Origin of the sequence: Micromonospora endolithica, assembly GCF_003626595.1 — a bacterium.
GTDB lineage: Bacteria > Actinomycetota > Actinomycetes > Mycobacteriales > Micromonosporaceae > Micromonospora > Micromonospora endolithica.
Window position 1 is genome coordinate 411,877 of record NZ_RBAK01000003.1, and the last position, 25,001, is coordinate 436,877.

General features: G+C 73.3%; 25 protein-coding genes. 13 read left to right on the forward strand and 12 right to left on the reverse strand.

Annotated elements, in window-relative coordinates; genetic code table 11:
- Positions 1 to 198: 198 nt before the first annotated feature.
- A complete protein-coding gene (locus D7223_RS11165; RefSeq protein WP_120727847.1) occupies positions 199 to 606 on the reverse strand; it encodes a pyridoxamine 5'-phosphate oxidase family protein in 408 nt (135 codons plus the stop codon).
- Positions 607 to 973: 367 nt separating this feature from the next.
- Between D7223_RS11165 and D7223_RS11170 the strand changes: the two genes are divergently transcribed.
- The 4 genes from D7223_RS11170 (at position 974) to D7223_RS11185 (ending at position 4,576) form a co-directional block, all read left to right on the forward strand.
- Complete coding sequence (locus tag D7223_RS11170) at positions 974 to 1,561, forward strand: hypothetical protein (protein ID WP_120727849.1); 588 nt, start codon at positions 974 to 976, stop codon at positions 1,559 to 1,561.
- Positions 1,562 to 1,858: 297 nt separating this feature from the next.
- Positions 1,859 to 2,752, forward strand: coding sequence for a cell wall-active antibiotics response protein (locus D7223_RS11175; RefSeq protein ID WP_238161811.1), 894 nt, complete (start codon positions 1,859 to 1,861; stop codon positions 2,750 to 2,752).
- Positions 2,753 to 2,860: 108 nt separating this feature from the next.
- Entirely contained in the window at positions 2,861 to 3,832 is a 972-nt protein-coding gene (locus tag D7223_RS11180) for a pirin family protein (RefSeq protein WP_120727852.1), read from the forward strand.
- 78 nt (positions 3,833 to 3,910) lie between these two features.
- Positions 3,911 to 4,576 carry a hypothetical protein gene (locus tag D7223_RS11185; protein ID WP_120727853.1) on the forward strand — a complete coding sequence of 222 codons (666 nt, stop codon included), beginning with the start codon at positions 3,911 to 3,913 and terminating at the stop codon, positions 4,574 to 4,576.
- A gap of 217 nt (positions 4,577 to 4,793) precedes the next feature.
- Here the strand turns inward: D7223_RS11185 and D7223_RS11190 are convergent, their stop codons facing one another.
- Both D7223_RS11190 and D7223_RS33940 read right to left on the reverse strand, forming a co-directional pair.
- Complete coding sequence (locus tag D7223_RS11190) at positions 4,794 to 5,435, reverse strand: DUF1345 domain-containing protein (RefSeq protein WP_202864616.1); 642 nt, start codon at positions 5,433 to 5,435, stop codon at positions 4,794 to 4,796.
- A 25-nt stretch (positions 5,436 to 5,460) separates the two neighbouring features.
- Complete coding sequence (locus tag D7223_RS33940) at positions 5,461 to 5,733, reverse strand: DUF2795 domain-containing protein (protein ID WP_120727855.1); 273 nt, start codon at positions 5,731 to 5,733, stop codon at positions 5,461 to 5,463.
- A 156-nt stretch (positions 5,734 to 5,889) separates the two neighbouring features.
- Between D7223_RS33940 and D7223_RS11200 the strand changes: the two genes are divergently transcribed.
- The gene (locus D7223_RS11200) at positions 5,890 to 6,294 is read left to right on the forward strand and encodes a DUF2267 domain-containing protein (RefSeq protein ID WP_120727857.1); all 405 of its coding nucleotides are present in this window, start codon (positions 5,890 to 5,892) and stop codon (positions 6,292 to 6,294) included.
- A gap of 114 nt (positions 6,295 to 6,408) precedes the next feature.
- Here D7223_RS11200 and D7223_RS11205 read toward each other — a convergent pair whose 3' ends face one another.
- Positions 6,409 to 7,575: a CaiB/BaiF CoA transferase family protein gene (locus tag D7223_RS11205; RefSeq protein ID WP_120727859.1), complete on the reverse strand. Its 1,167-nt coding sequence runs from the start codon at positions 7,573 to 7,575 to the stop codon at positions 6,409 to 6,411.
- A 162-nt stretch (positions 7,576 to 7,737) separates the two neighbouring features.
- Here D7223_RS11205 and D7223_RS11210 point away from each other — a divergent pair, with 162 nt between their 5' ends.
- The 5 genes from D7223_RS11210 (at position 7,738) to D7223_RS11230 (ending at position 11,995) form a co-directional block, all read left to right on the forward strand.
- Positions 7,738 to 8,973 carry a DUF418 domain-containing protein gene (locus D7223_RS11210; protein WP_202864617.1) on the forward strand — a complete coding sequence of 412 codons (1,236 nt, stop codon included), beginning with the start codon at positions 7,738 to 7,740 and terminating at the stop codon, positions 8,971 to 8,973.
- Positions 8,974 to 9,207: 234 nt separating this feature from the next.
- On the forward strand, positions 9,208 to 10,224 hold the full coding sequence (locus tag D7223_RS11215; protein ID WP_120727861.1) for a TerC/Alx family metal homeostasis membrane protein: 1,017 nt from the start codon (positions 9,208 to 9,210) through the stop codon (positions 10,222 to 10,224).
- 66 nt (positions 10,225 to 10,290) lie between these two features.
- Positions 10,291 to 10,890, forward strand: coding sequence for a sulfite oxidase-like oxidoreductase (locus tag D7223_RS11220; RefSeq protein ID WP_120727863.1), 600 nt, complete (start codon positions 10,291 to 10,293; stop codon positions 10,888 to 10,890).
- 7 nt (positions 10,891 to 10,897) lie between these two features.
- Positions 10,898 to 11,662 (forward strand): ferredoxin reductase, encoded by a 765-nt coding sequence (locus D7223_RS11225; protein ID WP_120727865.1) that lies wholly within the window; start codon positions 10,898 to 10,900, stop codon positions 11,660 to 11,662.
- Positions 11,663 to 11,713: 51 nt separating this feature from the next.
- Complete coding sequence (locus tag D7223_RS11230; RefSeq protein WP_120727867.1) at positions 11,714 to 11,995, forward strand: DUF6510 family protein; 282 nt, start codon at positions 11,714 to 11,716, stop codon at positions 11,993 to 11,995.
- 30 nt (positions 11,996 to 12,025) lie between these two features.
- On the opposite strand, the gene D7223_RS11235 is transcribed toward D7223_RS11230, so the two are convergent.
- The 8 genes from D7223_RS11235 to D7223_RS11270 form a co-directional block, all read right to left on the reverse strand.
- On the reverse strand, positions 12,026 to 12,940 hold the full coding sequence (locus D7223_RS11235) for a carbohydrate kinase family protein (protein WP_238161813.1): 915 nt from the start codon (positions 12,938 to 12,940) through the stop codon (positions 12,026 to 12,028).
- An 11-nt stretch (positions 12,941 to 12,951) separates the two neighbouring features.
- Positions 12,952 to 14,013 (reverse strand): glycoside hydrolase family protein, encoded by a 1,062-nt coding sequence (locus tag D7223_RS11240; protein WP_120727870.1) that lies wholly within the window; start codon positions 14,011 to 14,013, stop codon positions 12,952 to 12,954.
- A 167-nt stretch (positions 14,014 to 14,180) separates the two neighbouring features.
- Positions 14,181 to 15,212 carry a LacI family DNA-binding transcriptional regulator gene (locus tag D7223_RS11245; protein WP_120727872.1) on the reverse strand — a complete coding sequence of 344 codons (1,032 nt, stop codon included), beginning with the start codon at positions 15,210 to 15,212 and terminating at the stop codon, positions 14,181 to 14,183.
- Positions 15,213 to 15,284: 72 nt separating this feature from the next.
- Complete coding sequence (locus D7223_RS11250) at positions 15,285 to 16,412, reverse strand: glycoside hydrolase family 172 protein (protein WP_120727874.1); 1,128 nt, start codon at positions 16,410 to 16,412, stop codon at positions 15,285 to 15,287.
- A gap of 40 nt (positions 16,413 to 16,452) precedes the next feature.
- Positions 16,453 to 17,289: a carbohydrate ABC transporter permease gene (locus tag D7223_RS11255; protein ID WP_120727876.1), complete on the reverse strand. Its 837-nt coding sequence runs from the start codon at positions 17,287 to 17,289 to the stop codon at positions 16,453 to 16,455.
- Positions 17,289 to 18,257, reverse strand: a complete 969-nt coding sequence (locus D7223_RS11260) for a carbohydrate ABC transporter permease (RefSeq protein WP_202864618.1) — start codon at positions 18,255 to 18,257, stop codon at positions 17,289 to 17,291. The genes D7223_RS11255 and D7223_RS11260 overlap by 1 nt, the downstream gene beginning before the upstream one ends.
- Positions 18,254 to 19,570, reverse strand: a complete 1,317-nt coding sequence (locus tag D7223_RS11265; protein ID WP_120727878.1) for an ABC transporter substrate-binding protein — start codon at positions 19,568 to 19,570, stop codon at positions 18,254 to 18,256. The genes D7223_RS11260 and D7223_RS11265 overlap by 4 nt, the downstream gene beginning before the upstream one ends.
- A gap of 157 nt (positions 19,571 to 19,727) precedes the next feature.
- Complete coding sequence (locus D7223_RS11270; RefSeq protein ID WP_120727880.1) at positions 19,728 to 20,738, reverse strand: LacI family DNA-binding transcriptional regulator; 1,011 nt, start codon at positions 20,736 to 20,738, stop codon at positions 19,728 to 19,730.
- A 146-nt stretch (positions 20,739 to 20,884) separates the two neighbouring features.
- Here D7223_RS11270 and D7223_RS32750 point away from each other — a divergent pair, with 146 nt between their 5' ends.
- The 3 genes from D7223_RS32750 (at position 20,885) to D7223_RS11285 (ending at position 24,793) form a co-directional block, all read left to right on the forward strand.
- Positions 20,885 to 21,091 (forward strand): hypothetical protein, encoded by a 207-nt coding sequence (locus D7223_RS32750; protein ID WP_158610861.1) that lies wholly within the window; start codon positions 20,885 to 20,887, stop codon positions 21,089 to 21,091.
- Positions 21,092 to 21,170: 79 nt separating this feature from the next.
- Positions 21,171 to 22,376 carry a NosD domain-containing protein gene (locus D7223_RS11280; RefSeq protein WP_120727882.1) on the forward strand — a complete coding sequence of 402 codons (1,206 nt, stop codon included), beginning with the start codon at positions 21,171 to 21,173 and terminating at the stop codon, positions 22,374 to 22,376.
- Positions 22,373 to 24,793, forward strand: coding sequence for a glycoside hydrolase family 32 protein (locus D7223_RS11285; protein WP_120727884.1), 2,421 nt, complete (start codon positions 22,373 to 22,375; stop codon positions 24,791 to 24,793). Before D7223_RS11280 ends, D7223_RS11285 begins: the two co-directional genes overlap by 4 nt.
- The last annotated feature ends 208 nt before the right edge of the window (positions 24,794 to 25,001 follow it).

Here is a 25,001-nt window from a genome sequence, read left to right on the forward strand (position 1 = left end):
GGGGGCGGAGGCGGCAAGCACCGGGAAGGGCGCTCGGCTTCACCGGTCCGACGGCAGGTGGTGACCGCCCGCCGGCTTACCGGGGGTGCAACCGCCCTGCTTCCGACTTCATTCCGGTGCTGCTGGGCCAGGTTCCCGGTGCCGCTGGGCGGGAAGGGGCCTCCCCCGAGGGTGGAACCGGACGGCTCGCGCGTCCGGTCAGAGACTGCCCAACAGGCGCGTCACGGTGATCTCGATGACGACCCGCTCCGGGTTGGGGCGCGGGGTCCGGTACCGCTCGGCGTACCGGCGCTCGGCCTCGGCCACGGCCGGCGCGTCGGAGCGGACCACCGCCCGGCCCTCGATCGTCAACCAGCGCCGCCCGTCGACGTGACACACCGCCACCGGCGTTCCGTCCGGGCCGGCCGCCGCGACATGCCGCGCCTTGCGGGACGTGCCGCTGGTGATCACCCGTGCGAGGTTCGCCCCGGCGTCGAAGGTGACCCCCACCGGTACGACGTGCGGGGTGCCGTCCGCCCGCAGGGTGGTCAGAGTCGCCAGGTGGCGCTCCCGGCAGAACGCGGTGACCCGCTCGTCGTACGGGTCCAACCGATGGTCACCCGGCATTCACGTCCCCTGTCTCACGGCGCAGCCCCGATCATGGCACGGCGGGTGGCCTGTGCCCCAATCTGGGTTGGTTGTCCGGTTCGGGGTGTGGTCGGGGGCACCCCGGTGGCGGAATGCCGGCCGGGCCGGGGTCGTTACACCATGCGGACGATCGAGTAGCACCCCCGACCTGCGGTTCTCCGCAGGGTCCGAAGGGGGCCCCGGGCCCCTCCGGGAATGGGGGTGGCCGGCCGGTCGTTGGATCCCCCCGACGCCACGCACCGGGCATCCCCCTGCTCGTGACACGCGTGCGCCGAATCTTCTTCCGAACGCCCACGCCCTTTCCCCCTGTGGTGTGGGTTGTCGACCCCCGAATGGAGCTTCTGTGATGAACACGATCATGCGTAAGAGCGTTCTGGGTATTGCTGGTCTGGCCTTCGCCGGTGGCATGTTCGCCGGCCCCGCCACCGCCCACGCCGCCCCGTCGGTGCAGTCCCCGCCCGTCGCGGTGGCGGTGCAGGCCGACAAGCCCGACACGGGCAAGTTGATCCCGCACGGTGTGCAGGGCGCGCAGTCGCGGATCGACCTGTCCGACGAGCAGACGGCCAATGTCAAGGCGATCATCGCCGCGACGAAGAAGGCCGGCATGGACGAGCGCGCCGCGGTCGTGTCGATCGCGACGGCGTTGCAGGAGTCGAAGCTGGAGAACCTGGGTCACCTGGGTGACCGCAACGACCACGACTCGCAGGGCCTGTTCCAGCAGCGCCCGTCCTCCGGTTGGGGCACGGTGGAGCAGATCACCGACCCCGAGTACTCCACCCTGGCGTTCCTCAAGGGCCTCAAGCAGGTCGACGGCTGGCAGGACATGCCCCTGACCGACGCCGCGCAGACCGTGCAGGTGTCGGCCTACCCCGACCACTACGCCCAGTGGGAGCAGCAGGCCGCCGACCTCGTCGCCCAGCACTGGAACAACTGACAGCTTTCCTCGTAAGGGGGAACAAAGGCCGCTGGCCGGCACCCGAACCCGGGTGCCGGCCAGCGGCGTCTGTGCGTGCAGATCTTGGACAGTTACCGTCCCGCCGGAACAGAAACTGTCCAAGATTCACGTTGACGCTCCGCCCGGGCCGGCGATCGTGCGGTTTCGGTCGGCGCGGAAGACGCGGATCGGGCAGGACGACGACACCAAGCGCAAGATCGCGAAGCGGCACGGTGCGGGCTGCGGCCGGGCGGGCGGGAAGGGTGATCCGGGAGCGTCATCGACGCGTATCTCCCCGTGGGGACCGTGAAAGGGGAGACGATGCCGGTGCCGGGGCAGCAGGAGAACGGAAAACGCCACGACCGGCCGCCGTGGCCCTGCCGTGCGCGGGTGCTCATCGCCGCCGCCGTCGTGGTGCTCACGCTCGGCGTGGTGGCCGTGGTGGTGACGCTCTCCGACCCGCAGCGGCTCGGCATCGCCTTCTCCGGCGGCCAACCCGCCGTACCCCGCCCACCGGGCGCCGCCACCCCGCCGGGCGGCCTGGGTGCGGCGGCCGAGGCGTCGGCGCAGGAGTCCGACCTGGCCGAGGTGCGGACGGCACCGTTGGCCGGGCGGCGAGCGGCGACCTTCGAACTCGTCGACGGCCTGACCCGGCTCGACCTGCGGGTGGCGGACCTGGGCGAGGAGTGGTACCGGATCGGCACGCCGACCGGGAGCTCCCTGCGGCCCGAGCCCACCGTCCGCGGCGACGCGGTGCGGTTGCGGTTCGCCCCGAGCGGACGATCCGGTCCGGGTACGGCGGAGGTGGTGCTGAACACCCGCGTGACCTGGCGGCTGCGGCTCGCCGGTGGGGTGACCGAGCAGCGCCTGGACCTCGCCGGGGCGCGACTGGCCGGGGTGGAACTGGCCGGCGGTACGAACCACACGGAGTTGCGTCTGCCGGAGATCACCGGCTCGTCGACGGTGCGGCTCACCGGCGGGGTGAACCGCCTCGACGTGCGGGTGCCGGCCAGCGTGCCGGTACGGGTCCGGGTCGCCACCGGCGCCGGCTCGGTCAGCGTCCACGGCGACCGGACCGACGGGGTGGGCGCCGGTGCGCTGCTCGGCTCGCCGGGTTGGGACCGGTCCGCCGACCGCCTGTACCTCGACCTGGTCGCCGGGGCGAACACCGTCACCGTCGGCGCCGGCTGACCGTCCACGCCACCCCGGCCGGGCTGCGGCTGGCCGTCAGACTGGTGGCGGACCGGAGGTGGGCCTGACCGCCGGCTTCCCGCCGGTCCTCGGGCGTACAGTCGGGCCGTGGAGCGTACCGAGAAGATGCCGGCGCAGACCCGACCACCCGGCGTGGCGGCGGTCGATCCCGGCAGCGTGCTGCTGCCGGGCCACGACGTGCCGTTGGGGCGGTACACGACGGTGCGCCGGCTGCTGCCGCAGCGGCAGCGGCGGATGGTCGGCGCGTGGTGCTTCGTGGACCACTTCGGCCCGGACGACGTGGTGCAGCGGCCCGGCATGGAGGTGCCGCCGCACCCGCACACCGGCCTGCAGACGGTGACCTGGCTGCTCGACGGGGAGATTCTGCACCGCGACAGCCTCGGCAACGTGCAGCCGATCCGGCCCGGCCAGCTCAACGTGATGACCTCCGGGCACGGCATCGCCCACTCGGAGCGGTCCCCGCGGGAGCGCCCGCCGTTGATGCACGGCGTGCAGCTCTGGGTGGCCCTGCCGGACCCGGCGCGGGCCGGCCCGGCGGACTTCGCCCACCACGCCGACCTGCCCCGCTTCGCCAACGGCGATCTGGACGTCACCCTGCTGGTCGGGGAGTTGTCCGGGGAGCGGTCGCCGGCCGTGGTGCACACCCCGCTGCTCGGCGCGCAGCTGGAGCTGCGGGGTGCGGCGCCGGCGACGCTGCCACTGCGGCGCGATTTCGAGTACGGGCTGCTGGCCGTCTCCGGCGCCGCCGAGGTGGACGGGTTGAGCCTCACCCCCGGGGCGCTGCTCTACCTCGGCGCCGGCCGGACCGCGCTGACCGTGCACGGTGCGCCGGGCAGCCGGCTGCTGCTGCTCGGCGGCACGCCGTTCGAGGAGCCGCTGGTCATGTGGTGGAACTTCGTCGGTCGCTCCCACGAGGAGGTGGTGGCCGCCCGGGAGGACTGGATGGCCGGGCGGCGCTTCGGTGCCGTCACCGACGACCCGGCGCCGCCGCTGCCCGCTCCGGACCTGCCCACCACCCGGCTCAAGGCCCGCGACCGGGCCGGCAACCGGCACGGCTGACGGCGGCCGATCCCGGCTGCGGGCCGGGCGCGCACCGCGACGCAGGCGTGGCCGCCGCCCGGGCGGGTAGTCGCCGGCATGCCGACCAGTGTCATCGCCCGTACCGAGGACAGGAAGCGCCTGGCCCGCCGGCTCGCCGGCGAGGGGCGCGGGTTCGCCGAGCAGTACGGCTTCCGGGTCACCAACAACCCGTCGAGCCTGTTCCAGGTCCTCTGCCTGGCGGTGCTGCTGGCCCGACGGGGCGACTTCCGGCTGGCCGTGGACGGCGGGCACGCGCTGCCGGCCAACGGGTGGGACAGCGCCGCCCGGCTGGCCCGGTCGACGCAGACCGAGCGGGCCCGGGTGTTGCGCGGGTCCGGCCAGCGGGGCGACGTCGACGCCCTCGCCGACACCCTGGGAGACCTGGCCCGTACGGTCGTCGAGCGGTACCGCGGGGACCTGCGTCGCCTGCGCGCGCTCGCCCACCACGACCCGGCCCGGGAGCGGGAGCTGCTCACCGCGCTTCCCGGGGTGGACGGCGAGGTGGCGGACCTGTTCCTGCGGGAGGCGCAGGCGCTGTGGCGGGAGGTGGCGCCGGTCGCCGACAAGCGGGCGCTCACCGCGGCCCGCCGGCTCGGGCTCGGCCGGACCGCCGACGACCTGGCCGCGCTGGCCGGCGGCGGGGAGTCGGAGCGGCTCGCCTGGCTGGTGGGGGCGCTCGCCCGGGTCGACCTGGAGAAGCGGTACGCGGAGCTGGACACCTGAGGCGGGAACGTGCTTCCGCCCACAGTTCCGAAACTGTTACCCGTTCGGATGATGGCATGTCATATGCTGGGCGCGGCAGTGATGCCCACCCGGTTCGGGTGAACATCAACCGCCTGGTGGTGCGTCCCGGTTCGGGGCGCGGCATCGGGGACAGGTTCGTGGGGTGGCGCCCCGGGACGCGATTCGCGACCCGGGGCGCCCGCCTGTCCGGTCCCGCTCACCGGGCCAGACCGGCCAGCAGGTTCACCGTCACCGCGATGACGAAGGCCCCGAACAGGTACGACAGCATCGAGTGCCCCAGCACCGTACGGCGCATCTCGCTGCTGGTCAGCGACGTGTCGGACACCTGGAAGGTGGCCCCCACGGTGAACGCCAGGTACGCGAAGTCGGCATAGCGGGGTGGCGCGGCCTGGTTGAAGTCCACCCCGCCGTCCGGTCCGGTGTAGTAGATCCGCGCGTACCGGGCGGCGAACACGGTGTGCACGACCAGCCAGGACAGCAGGACGCTGAGCACACCCACCCCGCCGTACAGGTCCCGCCCGAACGCGGTCGCCGCCCCGTGCGCGTTGGTCACCACGAACCCCACCGCGAGCAGGCTGGCCAGGCAGGCGGTCAGCAGCAGCACGTCGCGTACCGCCCGGTTGGGGTCTTCGCGGACCGACAGCCGGGCGGTCCGCGCGGCGTCCAGCGGCCACAGCTTGTGCCACACCAGCAGCAGCCAGCTCAGCGCGGCGGCGTCCCACCCCACCAGCGGGGCCAGCAACGGGCCGTCCAGCACCCCGGTCAACCCGCCGGCCAGCACGCCGACCAGGCCCATGACGGCGAGCTGGCGGGCGGCCGGCGGGAACCGGTCAGGCATCCGGCCCGCGCCCGTCACGCACCGCTCAGATGCCGCGCAGGTGCTGCGACACCCGCTGGTGCTTCTTGTCCCGCGCCTGCATCGCCCGCTGGGCCGGGCCCACCTCCGGCGCGGCCTCGATGCCCGCCGAGCGGGCGACCTCGGTGCCGTTGGCGTAGTCGACCGGCGGCAGCGCGCGCAACGCCCGCAGCACGTCCGGCGGGGCGCCCTCCCGTTCGGCCTCACGTACCACGTCGTCCTTCTCGGCCGGGTAGTCAAGGCTCGACAGGTACTGCAACACGTCGGCGTACGTCGCCATGGTGTCGGCTCCTCGCGGCATCGATGCGGTCACGACCGGCGGCGGTTACCCGTCCGGGCGGGTCTCACGCGCCGCCAGCGGCGAAATCGCCGCCGTTTTCCGGCCCCGATCGCGGGTAACCGCCGGCCCCGAGACCAGCGGCACAGAGGAGTACGCATGAACTACGACACCTTCGTCGACCAGGTGGCCCGCCGTACCGGCAGGTCGGCGGAGCAGGCGGTGGAGCTGACCCGCGCGACGCTGGAGACGCTCGCCGACCGGCTCACCGGCGGGGAGATCCTGGACCTGGCCGCCCAGTTGCCGGCGCCGTTGCAGGTGGTGGTGAAGGGCGGCGCCGAGGCGGCGGACCGGTTCGGCGCGCAGGAGTTCCTGGAGCGGGTGGCGTTCCGCGCCCGGGTGGACGAGGCGACGGCCCGCGACGGCACCCGGGCGGTCTTCGTCACGCTCCGGGAGGCGATCACCGGCGGCGAGTTCGACGACGTGGCGGTGCAGTTTCCCCGTGACTACCGGGACCTGGTGGAGCCGGCGATGGCCCCCGGGGCGACCCTGCGCTACTCCTGACCGCCCGCGCCGTGTCGCGCCGCGCCGCCGCGCCTCGCCGCGCCGCCGTGTCGCGGTGTTAGGAAGGGACCCTTGTACAACGCCAGGCGTTAAGCGGGGGCCCTTCCTCACACCTCAGGCGACGGCGCCGGCGGCCCGCAGCTCGGCGGTGCGGGCCGGGTCGAAACCGGCCTCGGCCAGCAGCTCGTCGGTGTGTTCGCCGGGTTGCGGCGGTGGGCGGCGCAGCGCCGTGGGGGTGCCGGAGAAGCGCGGTGCCGGCGCGGGCTGGGTCACCCCGTCCCGTTCGGTGAACGTGCCCCGGGCGGCCAGGTGCGGGTGCTCCGGCGCCTCGGTCCAGTCCAGTACGGGCGCCACGCAGGCGTCCGAGGCGGACAGCAACGCCGTCCACTCGTCCCGGGTGCGGGTACGGAAGAGCCGCGCCCACGCCTCGCGCAGCGCCGGCCAGTTCGCCGGGTCGGTACGGTCCAGGTCCTCGCCGGGGTGCGGCGGGAAGCCGGTACGCCGGACCAGTTCGTCGTAGAAGCGCGGCTCCAGCGCACCCACCGCGAGGTGCCGCCCGTCGGCGCACTCGTACGTGTCGTAGAAGGGCGCGCCGCCGTCGAGCAGGTTCACCCCGCGCGGGTCCTGCCACATTCCCAGCCGGCGCAGCGCGTGGATCTGCGTGCTCAGCACCGCCACGCCGTCCACGATGGCCGCGTCGACCACCTGACCGGGCGCGCCGCCGCGCACCGCGTACAGGGCGGAGACCAGACCCAGGGCGAGCATCATGCCGCCGCCGCCGAAGTCCCCGAGCAGGTTCAGCGGCGGCACCGGGCGCTCGCCGGCCCGGCCGATGCCGTGCAGCGCACCGGTCAACGCCAGGTAGTCGATGTCGTGCCCGGCGTACGGGGCGGCCGGGCCGTCCTGACCCCATCCGGTCATCCGCCCGTACACCAGGCGGGGGTTCACCGCGTGGCACTCGGCCGGGCCGAGACCGAGCCGCTCGGTCACCCCCGGCCGGAATCCCTCGACCAGCGCGTCGGCGCCGGCGACCAGCGCGAGCACCACCTCCCGGCCGCCGGGCGACTTCAGGTCCACCCCGATCGAGCGGCGTCCCCGGTTGAGCAGGTCCGGGTGCGGGGTGCCGAAGGCGGCCGGGTCCACGTCGCCCACCCGGTCCACCCGGACCACGTCCGCGCCCAGGTCGGCCAGCATCATCGCGGTGAACGGGCCGGGGCCGATACCGGCCAGCTCGACCACCCGTACGCCGGCAAGGGGACCGATGGCCGCGTCGTCCGTCATCGGGCCACCATAGGCGCTCGGGCTACCGCCCGGTAAGGGTCGCCGCGCCGCCGGCCGGGGTCGGGTCCGTCGAAGGGTGCGCCCGGCGTACATCGAAAGCGGGAGGCGGATCTCGGCGGCCGGCAGGAGGTCCGGGCCCGCCGGCGTTGCGACGCTGGGAGGGTGAAACCGACGACCGCGCCGCACGCCACCGACGCCGCCGCACCCACCGACGCCGCCGCACCCACCGGCACTGCGCCGCGCCGGCTGCCCCTGCCGGACGTGCTGCGCGGGGTGGCCATCCTCGGCACCCTCGGCACCAACGTGTGGATCTTCGCCGTCCCCGGCGGGGAGGCCCGGTTCCTGGTCGACGTCGCCGCGATCTCGGCGAGCCCCGCCGGCGGCTGGTCCGCCGCCGCGGTGGTGGAGACCGCGTTCCGCTTCCTGGCCAACGGCAAGTTCCTGGCCCTGCTGACCATCCTGTTCGGCGTCGGCCTGGCCATCCAGCACCGCGCCGCGACGTCCCGGGGCCGGTCCTGGCCCGGCCGGTACGGCTGGCGGGCACTGCTGTTGTTCGTCGAGGGCACCCTGCACTTCCTGCTGGTGTTCGCCTTCGACGTGCTGATGGGGTACGCGGTGGTGGCGCTGCTGGTGGCGTGGCTGCTCGCCCGGTCGCCGCGGGTGCAGCGCGTGGTCCTGTACGCCGCCGGTGCCCTGCACGTGGCGCTGATGGGTCTGCTCACCCTGGCCCTGGCCGCCGCGCCGGTGACCGCGCCGCAGGACGCCGCCGACGTCGACGCCGCCGTCCGGATCTTCAACGCCGGATCCTGGGCCGACCAGGTCGCGTTCCGGCTGGACAACGCGGTGGCCCTGCGGGCCGAGCCGATCCTCAGCTTCGCGTTGCTGGTCTTCCTGTTCCTGCTCGGCGTACGGCTGTTCCGGGCCGGCGCGTTCGACCCCGACGGGCGGGGCCCCGCCCTGCGCCGCCGACTGACCGTGGTCGGCCTCGGCGTCGGGCTGCCGGTCAACCTGGCGACCACCCTCGCCGGACCGGAGTTCTTCCTGCTGGACCGGTACGTCTGCGCGCCGGTGACCGCGCTGGGCTACCTGGGACTGGTCGGCGTCGTGCTGGACCGGGTGCGCCGGCCGGGTCCGGTGACGGCCGGCCTGAGCGCGGTGGGGCGTACCGCCCTGTCCTGCTACGTCGCGCAGAACGTCCTGTGCGTGCTGGTCTGCTACGGCTGGGGCCTGGGCCTGGCGCAGACCTGGCGGGGCGCCGCGCCGTGGTGGGTGCTCGGCCTCTGGACGGCGGTGGCGCTCGCCCTCGTCGGTGGGGCGCGCTGGTGCCTGCGCCGGTACGGCCACGGTCCGCTGGAGGGCCTCCAGCGCGTCGCGCTGCGTCGCCTGTCCGCGGCCTGACCGCGTCGTGCCTGGTGGCGGGCCGTCCGGCGGGCCTTCCGGCACGGGGCGCGTGATCCGGCGCGCCCCGTTTGCCGCATCGTTTCGGCCTGCCCTAACCTTGTCCCGACGAGGGGAGTACTTCCCAGAACCACTCCGGTCAGTACGGCGGGTCTCAGAGCGCGCCTCGGATGGTTGCCCGCGAAAAGTGGGTGAAGGAGACCTCGAACATGACACGGTGTTCGAGGAGGCCCCATGTCCGAATTGTCGCTTGCTGCCACCGAGATCAACTCGGTGGGTACCCCCATGCTCTGGGGTGTCACCATCGCCGGCGTGCTCGCCCTGCTGGTGCTGGACTTCCTGGTCACCCGCCGCCCGCACGAGGTGTCGCTGCGCGAGGCGCTGGGCTGGTCGGCGTTCTACATCGCCCTCCCGTTGGCCTTCGGCGCCTGGATCTGGGCCGAGTTCGGCTCGAAGCAGGGCTTCGACTACCTCACCGGCTACCTGGTGGAGAAGTCGCTCTCGGTCGACAACCTGTTCGTCTTCATGCTGCTGTTGGCCGCGTTCGCGGTACCGGCCGTGCTCGCCCAGCGGGTGCTGCTCTACGGCATCGCCGGGGCGCTGGTGCTGCGCGCGGTCTTCATCGCCCTCGGTGCCGCCGCCCTGCAGACCCTGGACTTCGCCTTCCTGCTCTTCGCGGTCATCCTGCTCGTCACGGCGGTGAAGCTGCTGCGTGACGCCCTCTCCGGGCACCAGCAGGAGGTCGACATCAACAAGATGCGGTCGGTGAAGCTGCTGCGCCGGTTCATGCCGGTGGTCGACGAGTACCAGGGCACCAGGCTGACCGTCCGGGTGGCCGGCAAGCGGGCGCTCACCCCGCTGGCGCTGGTCACGGTGGCCGTGCTCGCCACCGACGTGGTCTTCGCCGTCGACTCGGTGCCGGCCGTCTACGGCATCACCGAGGACCCCTACCTGGTCTTCGCCACCAACGCGTTCGCCCTGCTCGGCCTGCGGGCGCTCTACTTCGTCCTGCACGCCGCGCTGAGCCGGCTGGTGCACCTCAGTTACGGCCTGGCCGTCATCCTGGCGTTCATCGGCGTCAAGCTTGGCCTGCACTGGGCGCACGGCATCTGGTCGGGCGTGCCGGAGATCCCCACCGAGCTTTCCCTCGCCGTCATCGTCGCCGTTCTGGTGGTCGTCACCCTGACCAGCCTGCGCGCCACCCGCAATCCGGCCACGCCGGAGAAGGACGTGGTCGTCGACCACCGGTGAGGTCGCCGGCGGCCGGTTTCCGGCCGAGGGGGCGCGGGTGGGCGTCCGGGGTGGTACGACTGACGGATGGGAATCGTGTCACCGGGCTTCCAGGGCCGGCCCCGCACCGCGGAGCCGGCCCTGCCGCCGGGGCAGTACCTGACCGAGGACTTCCCCGTCCTGTCCGCCGGGCCCACCCCGAGGGTCCCGCTGGACACGTGGGAGTTCGTCATCGCCACCGAGACCGGCACCGAGTTCCGCTGGACGTGGGACGAGCTGATGGCGCTGCCGCAGGAGACGCCGACGGTGGACATCCACTGCGTCACCCACTGGTCCAAGCTGGGGACCTCCTGGCGCGGCGTCTCGCTGGACACCCTGCTGGAGGGGGTGGACACCGCCGCGGACTACGCGCAGGCCCACTCGTACGGCGGCTACACCACCAACCTGCCGCTGGACGACCTGCGCGACGGTCAGGCCTGGGTGGTGCACACCTACGACGGCGAGCCGCTGCCCGGCGAGCACGGCGGCCCGGCGCGACTGCTGGTGCCGCACCTCTATTTCTGGAAGTCCGCCAAGTGGGTGCGTGGCGTCCGGTTGACCGTCGAGGACGAGCCGGGCTTCTGGGAGACCGCCGGCTACCACGACTACGGCGACCCGTGGCGCGAGCAGCGGTACCAGGGTGACTGAGCCGGCCGTGGTGGCGCAGACCCCGGCGCGCGCCCCGGCGCGGTGGCGGGTCGGCCGGCTGGTCGAGCGCCGGGTGGAGACCCCGAACGCGCAGACGCTGGTGCTGGAACTGCCGGACTGGCCGGGGCACCTGCCCGGGCAGCACGTGGACGTGCGGCTCACCGCGCCGGACGGCTATCAGGCGGCCCGGTCGTACTCGGTGGCCGGTCCGGCCGTCGACGGCCCGGGCGGACCGCGCATCGAGCTGACCGTGCAGCGGGTGCCCGACGGGGAGGTCTCGCCCTACCTGATCGACGTCTACCGCGAGGGCGACCCGGTCGAGGTGCGCGGGCCGCTCGGCGGCTGGTTCGTCTGGCGACCGCAGGAGACCGCGCCGGTGCTGCTGGTGGCGGGCGGCTCGGGCGTCGTACCCCTGATGGCCATGATCCGCGCCCGCCGTGCCGCCGGCAGCCGGGTGCCGTTCCGGCTGCTCTACTCGGTGCGGACGCCGGCCGACGTGATCTACGCCGACGAGCTGCGCCGCCGCGCCCGCGACGACCTCGGCCTCGACGTGGCGTACGTGTACACCCGCGAGGCGCCCGACGGCTGGCGGGGCGAGCCGCACCGGATCGGTCTGGCCGACGTCAACAACCACGGCTGGCCGCCCGACCTGGAACCACTCTGCTACGTGTGCGGGCCGACCGGGTTCGTGGAGACGGCCGCCGACCTGCTGGTCGGGCTCGGCCACCAGACCCGGCGGGTGAAGACCGAACGGTTCGGCCCCACCGGCTGACATCGACCGTCACCCGGGGCGCGGACCGTCGCGACGGACAAGGAGAGCGCGATGACCGAACTGTCGTACCTGGACGGCAACATGCTCGACGGCCCGCTGCGGGAGCTGTTCGCCGTCGACCTGAGCACCGCCACCGGCCGGTGCGACCACTGCGGCACGGTCGGCCCGATGGCCGGGCTCCAGGTCTACGCGCACGCCCCGGGGCTGGTGGGCCGCTGCCCGACCTGCGTCGAGGTGATGCTGCGCCTGGTCCGGGCCCCCGACCGGGCCTGGCTGGACCTGCGCGGCACCACGTTCCTCCAGGTCCCCATGCCCGTCCAGACCCCCCGCTGACCACCCCGCACCGGGCGGGGGAGGAGGGGGTCAGGGTAGGTCGTCCCGGTGCGGTGGGTCGGCGCCGGCGCGGGTGCAGGTCAGGGCCGCTACGGTCGTCGCCCGGTCCAGTACCGCCGTGAGCTGCCCGGCGGTCAGCCCGTCGAGCGCCCCGGGAGTCACCGCGCCCGCCGAGGCGAGGGCGTCGAGCAGACCGGCGGTGAACGCGTCGCCGGCGCCGACGGTGTCCACCACGGTCACCCGCCGCGCCGGGTGGTGCGCCTCGACGGTCGCGGTGCGGGCGTAGGAGCCGGCCGCGCCCCGGGTGACCACCACCAGGCGTACGCCCTCCTCGCCCAGCCGGCGCGCGGCGGTCGGCACCGGCTCGCCCGGGAAGAGCCAGGCGAGGTCCTCGTCGCTGGCCTTGACCAGGTGCGCGTGCCGCGCCAGGGCGAGCAGCCGGCGCCGGGCGGCGACCGGGTCGGCGAGCATCGCCGGGCGTACGTTCGGGTCGAGGCTGACCAGCACCCGACCGGCCGCGTACTCCCGGGCCAGCAGGTCGGCCACCAGGTCCGCGCCGGGCGGTAGCAGGGCGGCCAGCGAGCCGGTGTGCAGCACCCGGGTGCCGGCGGGCAGCGTGGCCAGCTCCTCCGGTGTCCAGTGCCAGTCGGCGGTGCCGTCGAGGTGGAAGTCGTAGTCGGCCGCCCCGGTGTCGCCGACCGAGACGACCGCCAGGGTGGCGGGGCGGTCGTCGTACACGGCCGCATCGAGGTCCACGCCGTTGGTCGCGGCGTGGTCACGCAGTCGCCGGCCGAGGGCGGTACGCGAGAAGCGGGCCAGCATCGCGGTGCGGCGACCCAGCCGGGCCAACCCCACCGCGACGTTGAGCGGGCTACCGCCGGGATGGGCGGCGAAGAGGCCGTCGCGGCCGGCGGGCGCGAGGTCGACGACGGCCTCACCGAGCACGGCGAACACGCTCAGGCCCCCGCCGCCACGGCCTCGGCCTGTGCCTGGGTGGGCGCCGGCGGCCCGGCCTGTCCCCGGTCGGGGGCGACGTCGCGCCGGCCGTGCACCGAGTACGGGGTGCCGGGGGCGGCGTCGCCGAGCAGCACCACCCCGTCGACGACCCGCACCGGGATCGGGTCGCTCAGCTCCCCGACGAAGCGGCCCCGCTCGTCGTGGTGCAGGAACGCCAGCAGTTGCCACTGCCCGGCCGGGTCACGGACCAGCCGGCCGCTGTACAGGCTGTCGTCGGTGAGCCGCTGGGCGCGGGCGGCGTCGAACGGGCCGAGCAGCGAGTCACCGGGCACCGCCCACACCCCGCAGGCGGCGGCGTCCCGGCAGCGCTCGGCGAGGTGGTCACGCAGGCAGGAGAAGATCAGCAGCGGCTGGCCGTCGACGATCTCGACCTGGGGTACCTCCAGGTGGCCGAAGCCGCTGCCGGGTGCGGTGACCGGCGGCTGCGCGGTCCAGCTCACCAGGTCCTGCGAGCGGGCGTGGCCGATCACGCCCCGGTCGTCGGCCGGTCCCTCGTTTGCCCGCGCGGTGATCAGCATGTGCCAGCCGTCGCCGGCCGGGTCGGGGAACACCCACGGGTCCCGCCACGCCTCGTCGTGCCAGGTGGAGTCGCCGTACCGCTCGTACCAGCGGCCGGCGGCGCTCAGCACCGGCGAGGCCGGGTGCCGCTCCCAGGTCAGCAGGTCCGTCGAGGTGGCCAGGCCGATCCGCTGCACCAGGGCCCGCTCGGTGCTGCCGGCACCGGTGTAGAACAGGTACCACCGCTGGTCGGGGCCCTGGACCACCGAGCCGGTCCAGGTGGCGATGTCGTCGAACGCGGGCCGGTCGTCGGGCACCAGCGCGTCGGCGACCTGCGTCCACTCCCGCAGGTCGGTGGAGACGGCGTGGCCGACACCGACCCGCCAGTGCCGGCGGTCCGGGTCGCCCAGCGCCCGCGAGGCACGAAGGAAGAACAGGTGGTACGTGTCGCCCTCGCGGGCGAACCAGAAGTCCCAGATCCAGGCGTCGGGCAGTCGCAGCACGGTGGTTACCTCTTCCTCGTCCGTCGCGGCGCGGCGGCGGATCGCGTCGGCCGCGTGGGTCGCGGCGGGGGTGCGTCGGCGCCGCGTGGGTAGCGGCGGGGGTGCGTCGGGCGCGCGAGCCGGCGGGGCCGGGTCGCGGGGTGTCCGCCGTGGGGGCGGGGTTCGGGTCAGCGGGGCGGGGCGACGGAGTCCCGGCGTACCAGTGGGCAGGGCATGACGACCTGCGCGGCGGTGCGCCGGCGGGCCCCCTTGGGCTGGTCGAGCAGGTCGACCATGGTCTGCACCGCCCACGCCCCCATCTCGTAGTGCGGCAGCGCGACGGTGGTCAGCCCCGGGTACAACCCCTCGGCGATCAGCTCCTGGTTGTCGAAGCCGACCACCGACAGGTCACCGGGAATGCTCAACCCCAGCTCGGCGGCCGCCCGCCAGGCGCCCATCGCCATCCGGTCGTTGAAGCAGAACAGCGCGGTGGGCCGGTCGGGGCCCGACAGCAGGTCCCGGGCGGCCCGGTGACCGCCGTGGCTGTCCGACACCTCGGCCCGTACCAGGTCCGGCCGGAACGGCACGCCGGCCGCCTCCAGGGCCTGCCGGTAGCCGGCCAGCCGGCCCCGGGTGGCCGGGATGTCGTCCACGTTGGTGACGAAGCCGATCCGGCGGTGACCGTGGGCGAGCAGCTCGGCCGTCGCCACCCGGCCGCCGCCCGGCTCGTCCGGGACCACCGACGGCACCGCCAGGTCGGCGCTGGTCGCGTCGAGCAACACCACCGGCATCGGCCGCAGCTCCTCGGGAACCGCGACGACCTGGTGGTACATCGTGGCGTAGAGCACGCCGTCGACCCGGTGCTGGTGCAGCGCCTGGATCTCCCGCCGTTCCACCTCGGGGTCGCCCCCGGTGGTGAGCAGCATGAGCACCCAGCCGCGCGCCGAAGCGGTCTCCTGCGCGCCGAGGATGATCCGGCCGGCGTGCGGGGTGGTGGCGATGACGTCGCTGAGCAGCCCGAGGGTGTGCGAACGCTGCAGCCGCAGCCCGCGGGCCAGCCCGTTCGCCGCGTAGCCGAGCCGGCGGGCCGCCGACTCGACACGCTCGCGGGTGTCCGGGCTGACCCGGGTGCCGGACTTGTTGTTGAGGACGTGGGACACGGTGGTCACCGAGACGCCCGCCGCGGCGGCGACGTCCCGGATGCTCGCCTTCTGCCCCATCAGCTCACCATCGCAGTGTTCGCGCGGGTCCGGTCGTCCGGAGTGGACGGCCGGTCAACGGTATCGGACCGGTCACTCGTCCCACAGGCCGTGCTCGGGCCAGCGCCGCGGCAGGCGGTCGGCCACCGGCGGCAGGTCCGGCAGCGGCTTGTGCGGGTGGTGCTGGTACCAGTACGCGACGGAGGAGAAGTCGTTGCCCTGGTCGTTGGCGTGCCCGTGCTCGATCGTCACCTTGATCGACTTCGAGAACCGCACCGGGTCCTCGATGTGGAACCGGTACATGCTCCACAGGCCGAAGTGCTCCTGCGGGCTGCTGGCCAGGCTGATGCCGTGGTACGGCCCGGCGTACGCGCCGCTGGGGAAGCCCCACGCGGCGTTGAAGTAGTCCTCGGTGCCGGTGCCGTGCAGCGACGGCGGCCACTCCTCACCGTCGATGAAGATCATGTCGTCGCCCTCGCCCGGCCAGGTGTACGGCTGGTTGGAGGCGTTGTGGTTGTCGATGCTCAGCACGCAGCCGACGTAGTGCCCGGCGCCGCCGTCGGTGTCCAGGATGACGTAGTTGTCCGCGCCGGTCAGGTTGGTGCCGGGCAGGTCCCACGGGGCGGGCACCTCGCCCGGGGCGAGCCCGTTCGGCACCGGGGTGCACGGCTTCTCCTGCCGGTAGTACGCGTGGAAGTACGCCACGTCGTCCGGCTTCGCCTCGTCGGTCAGGTCGTAGTCGACGTAGTAGAAGAGGTTCTCGATCGGCTTGTCGCTCTCGTTGCGGATCACGATCTTCGCGGAGCTGCCGAACGGCATCGGGAAGTACGAGTTCATCGCGGCGGCGAACGGGCCCTTCGGGCCGCGGCGCGGGCCGAACACCATGCTCAGCGGCAGCGACACGTAGTGCGTGCAGGTGGCGTGCCCGACGCCGAAGAAGTCACCCAGCGGGCTGCGGACGCTCGGGTTCTCCTCGCCGTCCCAGTACATCTCGATGACCAACTTGCGCAGGTACTTCTCGGAGTAGCAGCGGGTGGTCAGCCAGATGTGCTCGATGACGCCGGTGCCGGTGATGTCGGCGAGCACGTGCGTCTCCCCGGGCGGCACGACGGCGAAATCCCGGTTGCCGCCGGTGCGGTCCCAGCTCGACTCGCGCTTGGAGCGGCCGGCCTTGACCCGGGTGAGACCCGCGAGGGGACTCGTGGGGCGCCAGAACGACATGGTGGTTCCTTTCTGGGGGTTGTGCGAGGGGGAGCGGCGGTCAGCCCTTGACCGCGCCGAGGCTGAGCCCGGCGACGATCCGGCGTTGCAGCAGCAGCGTCAGGACGACCGCGGGTACGGAGTAGAGGGTGGCCAGGGCCGTCATCGGGCCCCAGTCCAGGCCGAACTGGCTCTGGAAGTTGGCGATCGCGATCGGGGTGGTCTGCGCCCGGATCGAGGTGAGCAGCAGGGCGAAGAGGAACTCGTTCCAGGAGGCGAGGAAGGCGAAGATCGCGGTGACCGCCACGCCGCCGGAGACCACCGGGAGGATCACCCTCCGCAGCGCCCCGAACCGCCCGCATCCGTCGACCAGGGCGGCCTCCTCGATCTCCCGGGGTACGCCCTCGAAGAAGCTGGCCAGCAGCCAGATCGACAGCGGCAGCGCCACCGTGGTCTGGGCCAGGGCCAGGCCGGTGGGGGTGTCGGTGAGGTTGACCGCGCCGAGGATGGTGACCAGCGGGATGCCGATCGCCACGGCCGGGGCCATCCGGACCAGCAGCGAGCCGGCCATCAGCAGCCGTCCGGTGCGGGTGCGGTACCGGGTGATCGCCCAGGCCGCCGGGATGGCCAGCGCCATGGACAGCAACGTGGCGATCACCGCCGTGCTGACGCTGTTGACGAACGAGGCGGTGACACCGGGCCGGTTCAGCGCGGTGACGTAGTTGTCCAGGCTGAACCGTTCGGGCAGCACGGTCGGCGGCACCGCGATGGCGTCCACCGCCGGCTTGAACGAGGTGAGGACGAGGTAGGCGAAGGGGAACCCGTAGAGCAGCACGACCGCGACGGCGGCGGCCCAGAGCAGCCCGGTCCTGATCCTGGCGGCGAGCAGGTGGGACATCAGGACTCCTTGCCCGGCCGCCAGATGGTCAGTACCGCGACCATCGCGACCGCCATCATCACGATCATGAACAGGGTGCTGGTGGCGGCGGCCGTGCCGGGGTCGTTGTAGCTGACCATCGTCTTGTAGATGGTCAGGCTCAACGTCTCCGACGCGGACTGCGGGCCGCCGTCGGTCTGGATCAGGATCACGTCGAACGCGCGGGCGGCGTCGACGCCCCGGATGATCAGGGCCACCGCGATCACCGGCCGCAGCAGCGGCAGCGTCACGCTGACCAGCAGGCGCAGGCCCCGCGCGCCGTCGAGGCGGGCCGCCTCGTACAGGTCCGGCGGGATGGCCTGGAGGCCGGCGTACAGGACCAGGGTCATGAACGAGGTGGTGAGCCAGATGTCCGGCAGCGCCACCGAGAAGAGCACCAGGTCCGGGTCGCTGAGCCAGGAGACGTCGCCGGGGTTGTCCAGGATCCCGACCCGGGTGAGCAGTTCGTTGACGATGCCGACGTTGTCGATCATCAGGAACCGCCAGAGCAGGCCGGCGACCACCGGCGCGATCATCAGCGGGTAGAGGAACAGCGTCTGCAGGATCCGGGCCCTCGGTCCGAGCCGGTGGAACAACAGCGCCACCGCCAGGCCGAGCACCAGCTCGGCGGTGACCACGATGACCGTGTACGCCAGGGTCCGCCCGGCCGCCGCCCGGATCGCCGGGTCGGTCAGCGCGGTGACGTAGTTGTCCAGCCCGGCGAAGCCGCGCCCGTCGCCGAGCCCGGACCCGGTGTAGAGGCTGTCGACCGCCAGCTTGACCAGCGGCCAGCCGACCAGCGCCAGCAGCACCACCACGGCCGGCGCGGCGAGCAGGGTGGCGTACCCGGCGTCCGACAGCCCACGGCGGGTCCGGGGCCGCCGCCCGCCGGCTGGAGCCGGTGCGGGCGGGGCGGTCCGCGGTGGTGCTGCCTGCGCTGCCGGGCTCACTTGATGATGCCCTCGATCTGGGTACGGGCGGCCTTCAGCAACGCGGCGTAGTCCGCGCCCGGGGTCAGCGCCTTCTGGATGGTGGGCACCAGGACGCTGTCCACGATCCGCTGCCAGTGCGGGCTGGCCGGGCGCGGCCGGGTGGCGCTGGCGTTGAGGGTGGTCAGCAGCGGGCCGAACGACTCGAAGCCGGGCTTGTCGGCGAAGGACTGGTAGGCCGACTTGCGGGCGGCCAGGCCGAGGGTCGTCTCGATGCTCAGGGCGTTGTCGTCGTACGCGGCCTTGATGAACTGCTTGGCCAGGTCGTTCTTCGCGCCGTCCTTCGGCGCGGACAGGTACCAGGGTCCGGGGATGCCGGCGACCCCGGCGGTGCCGCCGATCATCGGGGCCGCGCCGACCTTGCCGGCCACCTTCGCGTCGGCCGGGATCTGCCGGTACGCGTGCGCCCAGAACCGGGTCATCGCGGTCTGTCCCTGGTTGAACAGGTTCTGCGCGGCGTTCCAGTCGGTCTGCGCCGCGCCGGCCGGGGCGACCTTGTGCTTGTTGTTCAGGTCGGCGTAGAAGGCCAGCGCGGCCAGGTGCTGGGCGTTGTCGACGATGACGCTGCCACCGTCGTCGAGCACCACACCGGGGGAGCCGGCCTGCAGGACGTGCGCCAGCCACTCGGTCTCCACCGCGCCCTTGACGTCGGTGCCCCAGAGCTTCTGGTCCGGGCGGGTGAAGAAGACGGCGATGTCGGTGAACTGCTGCCAGGTGGTGGGCGGGGCGAGCGGGTAGCCGTACTTCGTCTGGAAGGCGGCCTTCTCCTTCGGGTCCTCGAAGAGGTCCTTGCGGTAGAAGAGGATCTCGCTGTTGGTCCAGACCGGCATGCCGACGAACGAGCCGCCGGACTGCGCCTCCTGCACCAGCGCGGGGAAGAGGTCACCCTTGACCTCGGGGGTGAACAGGTCGTCGAGGCCGGCGAGCTTTCCGGCGAACAGCGGCAGCCACACCGCGTCGACGGCGCAGACGTCGAAGGACGGTTTGCCGTTGGACAGCTCGCTGGTCAGCCGGTTGAACAGTCCTTCGTACGGCAGCTCGACCAGGGTGACCGTGGCGCCGGTGGCCTGCTGGAACTTGTCCACGATCGGCTGGAGCTCGATCTTGCCGCCGCCCTCGCAGGCCACGGTCAGGGTCTTGGCGTCGCCGGATCCGCCGGTGGAGGTCCCGCCGGCGCCGCAGGCGGCGGTGCCGAGCAGGGCCGCCGCGCCGGCGCCGGCGGTGAGTCCGAGGAAGCCGCGTCGGGGGAGTCCGACGGTACGGGTGAGGGTCATCGTCCGCTCCGTTCAAGGGGTCGTCCGGGCACGTGGGGGCGCGCGCCGGAGCGCGTGGTGGTGGCCGGGGCACGAATGCCAAAACCTTTTGGCAAAAGCTTTTGGCAGAGCGTAGGAGCGCCCTGCGTGTCGGTCAAGTGTCGTTTCGGTAAAGCCGTCAGACGGACGCGCGCGGCACCAACGGGCACGCCAGGGCGGTGACGCCCGGCGCCGGGTCCCCGGCGACCAGGCGGTCGACGGCGTACCGGCCCATCTCCCGGTAGGGCAGCGCCACCGTGCTCAGCGCGGGGCGGAGATGGGCGGCGATCTCCTCGCGGTTGTCGAAGCCGATCACCGCGACGTCGTCCGGAACGCGCAGCCCGCGCTCCCGCAGCAGGTCGTACGCGCCCATCGCCATCCAGTCGTTCGCGCAGAACAGCGCGGTGGGCGGGTCGGGCAGGTCGAGCAGGTCGGCGGCCCGCGCGTACCCGGACTCCTGCCACCAGTCCCCGACCCGCACCAGACGCTCGTCGACGGTCAGCCCGGCCGCCGCGTGGGCGTCCCGCCAGCCCGCCAGCCGACCGGCGGAGGCCGGGTAGTCCGGCGGGCCGTTGACCAGGCCGACGCGGCGGTGCCCGGCCTCGATCAGCGTGGCGGTGGCGAGCCGTCCGCCCTGGCGCTCGTCCGGCACGACGGCGGGCAACCGCCGCTGGGCGTCGGCGCAGTTGACCAGCACGGTGGGCGGCAGGCCCCCCAGGTCGCCGTCGAGCGTCAGTTCCCGGTGGTGGTCGGTGGCGAGGAGCAGCCCCTCGGCCTGCCAGCGGATCATGGTGGCGGCGGTGTCGAGCATCGACTCCCCGACGCCGTCGGTGTCGACGATCAACAGGGTCCGCCCGTGCCGCGTCGCGGCCTCCTGCGCGCCGGAGATGATGCCGACCGCGTACGGGGTGGTGGCGATGGCGTCGGTCACCAGGCCGAGGACACCGCTGCGGCGCGAGCGCAGGCCCCGGGCCAGCTCGTTCGGGCGGAAGCCGAGCTGCGCGACGGCGGCCCAGACCTTCGCCCGGGTGGCCTCCGGGATCGCCACGTCGGTGACCTCGTTGACCACGAACGACACCGTCGTGCGGGAGACGCCGGCCAGTCGCGCCACGTCCCGCTGGGACGGCCGCGCCGACCGGTCGCTCGTCACCGGCCGAGCCTATCGGTCGGCGTCAGTGTCTTGACAGCGTCCGGTGGGGGCGAGTACTAACACGTGTTAACGCCCGGTTGCCCGGTTGTTTCCCGCTCTCCCCGACCGTTCCGGCCCCCGCCGGCACCCCACCCCAGGAGAGTTCCATGAGCGATCGTCACCTGCCCCGCCGTACCCTGCTGCGGGCCCTCTGCCTCGGCGCCGCCGCCGTGCCGGCCGCCACCGTCGCCGCCCCGGCCCGTGCCGCCGCGCGGCCGGCCGGGGCCCGCACCGTCACCGACGCGACCCACGCCACCGCCCCGACCCCGGCCCGCCCCGCCCGCGCGCACCGGACGCTCATCGGCGTCCTCTGACACCCGCGCCACCCGACCGGCCCCCGCCACCGCCCGGGCCGGCGGTGAACCCTGCCCACCACCACCGCGAGGGAGTCCCATGTCCACCGTGTACGACGTGACCACCTGGACCGTGCCCGGCAACCCGGCCGTCACCTGCTACACCGACGTCGGCGCCGTGATCAACAGCATCATCGCCGACATCAAGGCCAACCAGCCCAACCAGTGGAGCAAGCCCGGCGCGGTGATCTACCTGCCGCCCGGCGACTATCCCCTGAGGACCCGGGTGACCATCGACGTCAGCTACCTGACGATCAAGGGTTCCGGGCACGGCTTCACCTCCTCCAGCATCCGCTACAACTCCGGCGACACGTCGTCCTGGTGGGAGATCTGGCCCGGCGGCAGCCGGATCCGGGTGGAGAACACCGACGGTCGCGCCGAGGCCTTCCGGGTGGCGCGCGCCGGCAACCCCCGGCTCAGCTCGGTGGTGTTCGAGAATTTCTGCCTCGACGGGGTCTCCTTCACCGGCAACCAGAACTCCTACCGCAACGGGCGGGTCGGCATCCTGGTCGACACCGCCAACGACGCGTTCCGCATCGAGCGGATGGGCTTCGTCTACCTGGAACGCGCCCTGGTCGTCCGCGACGCCGACGCGCTCAGCGTCAGCGGCAACTTCATCGCCGAGTGCGGCAACTGCGTGGAGCTGATCGGCTCCGGGCAGGCGTCCAAGGTGACCGACAACCTGATCGGCGCCGGCTACGTCGGACGGTCCGTCTTCGCCGAGGGCCACGAGGGCCTGCTGGTCACCGCGAACAACATCTTCCCGCGGGGGGCGAGTCTGATCCACCTGAAGAACACCAACCGGTCGTCGATCAGCGCCAACCGGCTGCACGGGTTCTACCCCGGCATGATCGTCTTCGAGGGGCTCAACAAGGAGAACCTGGTCAGCGGCAACCACCTCCGCCGCGAGGCGGAGCCCTGGGGACCGATGCAGCCGTACGGCAACGGCCGCGACGACCTCTTCGGCGTCATCCAGATCCGCGGCGACAACAACTTCGTCACCGGCAACATGATCGCCTGGTACGTCGACCCGACGAAGATCAGGCCGGTCGGCGCGACCCCGACGATGGTCCTGGTCGCCTCGGGCACCGGCAACGTCGTGGCCACCAACCACATGGTGACCAACGTCGCCGCCAAGCACGTCGTGCTGGACGCCACCACCGTCGGCACCCGCGTGCTGGACAGCGGCACCGCCGCGCAGTTCCAGGCGTACACCACCAACCACGCCTTCCGGGCGACGCCGTGAGGTCGCGTACCCGGCGCGGGGTGTGGCTCGCCCTCGTCGCGACCGTGGTGGCGCTGCTGCCGGGCGTGCCGGCGACGGCCGGCACTCCCGGCGACTACCCGGAGTTCCCCTACCCGGTGACCGCCTACACCGAGCCGCAGCGCGGCCAGTTCCACTTCAGCCCGCGCGGCGGATGGATGAACGACATCAACGCGCCGCTCTACCACAACGGCCTCTACCACGTGTTCTACCAGCACAACCCGCACGGGCTGGGCTGGGACACCATGCACTGGGGCCACGCCACCAGCCCCGACCTCGTGCACTGGACGCAGAAGCCGGTCGCCCTGGAACCGGGCGTGCACCCGGGCGACCTGTGGTCCGGCGGGGGAGTGGTGGACACCGCCAACACCTCGGGCTTCAAGACCGGCGCCGACGCCCCGATCGTGGTGTTCACCGGCACCAACGGGGTCAGCGTCGCCTACAGCAACGACGGCGGGCGGACCTTCCAGAATCACGACGGTGGCCGCAAGGTGCTCAGCATGCCGGCCAACAGCCGCGACCCGAAGGTGTTCTGGCACGCGCCGACCGGCCGCTGGGTGATGGTGGTCTGGTCCGACAACGGCGGCAACGCCGCCCTCTTCTACACCTCACCCAACCTCCGCGACTGGACCTACCGCAGCCGGTACGCCGCCGACTGGCTGCTGGAGTGCCCGGACCTGTTCGCCCTGCCGGTCGACGGCACCGGCCCGACCCGCTGGGTGCTCACCGACGCCAGCGGCGAGTACGTGGTGGGCGGCTTCGACGGCACCACCTTCACCACCGGCCAGCCCGCCCCGCTGCGGATGGACCAGGGGCACAACAGCTACTTCGGCACCTTCTACGCCGGCCTGACCTTCGAGAACATGCCCGACGGGCGGGTCGTGCAGATGGCCTGGCAACCGGGCAACGCCGGCAGCGTCTGGACCGGCAACGCGACCGTGCCGGCGCAGCTGGGCCTGCGCACCTACCCGGAGGGGATCCGGCTGACCCGGTTCCCGGTCGCCGAACTGGCCACCCTGCGTACCGGCACGCAGACCTGGACCGGCCGGACGGTCACCGCCGACCCGGCGACCGACCCGCTCGCCGGGGTGAAGGCCGACACCTACGAGCTGGTGGCCGAGTTCGACACCGCCGCCAGCACCGCCACCCGCTTCGGCTTCGACCTGCACACCCGCGCCGACGGCACGTACGACCGGCGGGTCGCGTACGACCGCGCCGCGCAGACCCTGTACGGGGCACCGCTCGCCCCGGTCGGCGGGCGGGTGAAGGTCCGGATCCTGGTCGACCGGGGGCAGTTGGAGATCTTCGGCAACGACGGCAAACTGTCCTGGACCGACAACGTCGCGTTCGACTCGGCCCCGGCCAGCCAGGGCGTCCGGCTGTTCGCCGAGGGCGGTTCGGTCCGCGTGGTGTCGCTGGCCCTGCACCGCATCGGCTCCACCTGGGGGCGCGGCGAGTCCACGCTGGAGAGCAACCTTCCCGGCCCGTGGCGGGCGGCCGGCGGCACCTGGACCGACGTCACCGGCGGCAAGCGCGGCGACGCTACCGGCGACGGCTTCTACCTGAGCGCCGCCAGCGCCGGTGACGTCAGCTACGAGGCGGACCTGCGGCTGGACACCGCCGCCGCGGCGGGCATCACGTTCCGGGCCAGCGCCGACGGCGGCGCGCACTACACCGCCAACATCGACGCGGCCGGTCTGGTGAAGCTGTGGCGACCGGGCCGGGACATCGCCGTCCACGCCACCCCGGTCAGCCGGGGACGGACGTACCACCTGAAGGTGGTGGCCACCGGGCCGAACATCCGGGTCTACCTGGACCACGGCGCGACGCCCGTCATCGACGCCGTCGACACCACCTACGCCGCCGGGTTGCTCGGGGTGAACGTCTTCGCCGGGGCGGCCGTCGTGCAGAACGTCCGGCGCGACGCGGCGGGGTTCCGCACCGACCTGGGGCTCCGCTGGCACCCGGCCGGCGGGGAGTGGACCGTGCCGGCGGGCGGGCTGCGCGGCCGGCGGATGGCCAACGGGTTCCGGCTCAGTGAGCGTACGGCCGGCGACCTCACCGTCACCGGCGACGTGCGGGTGCTCGCCGGGCGCGCCGCGGGCCTCACCTTCCGGGCCAGCGCCGACGGCAGCGCGCACTACACCGTCAACATCGACACCGACGGCGTGGTGAAGCTGTGGCGCCCCGGCCGGGACGTCGCCGTGCACCCGACCACGATCGTGCCGGGCCGGACCTACCGGCTGCGGGTGGTCGCCACCGGCCCCCGCGTCCGGGTCTACCTCGGCGGCGGCACCACCCCCGTCATCGACGCCACCGACGACACGTACGCCAGCGGTCGCGTCGGGGTCAACGTCTTCGACGCCGTCGCCGAGTTCCAGGACGTCACCCTGAGCTGAGTCCGTCGGTCCGCCCCGGGCCGGCGGCGGCCCGGGGCGGACCGACGGACCGCGACGGGTGGAGGCGACACGACGACCGGACAGTATTGCCCTCGGACATAATCATGTCAGGAGGAAATGAGGTCATCCGGACCTGCCACGACCGGCGCGACGAAGCCGACCGGCCCCGGTGCCCCGCCTGCGGTGGAACCGGTTGGACAAGCGGTGG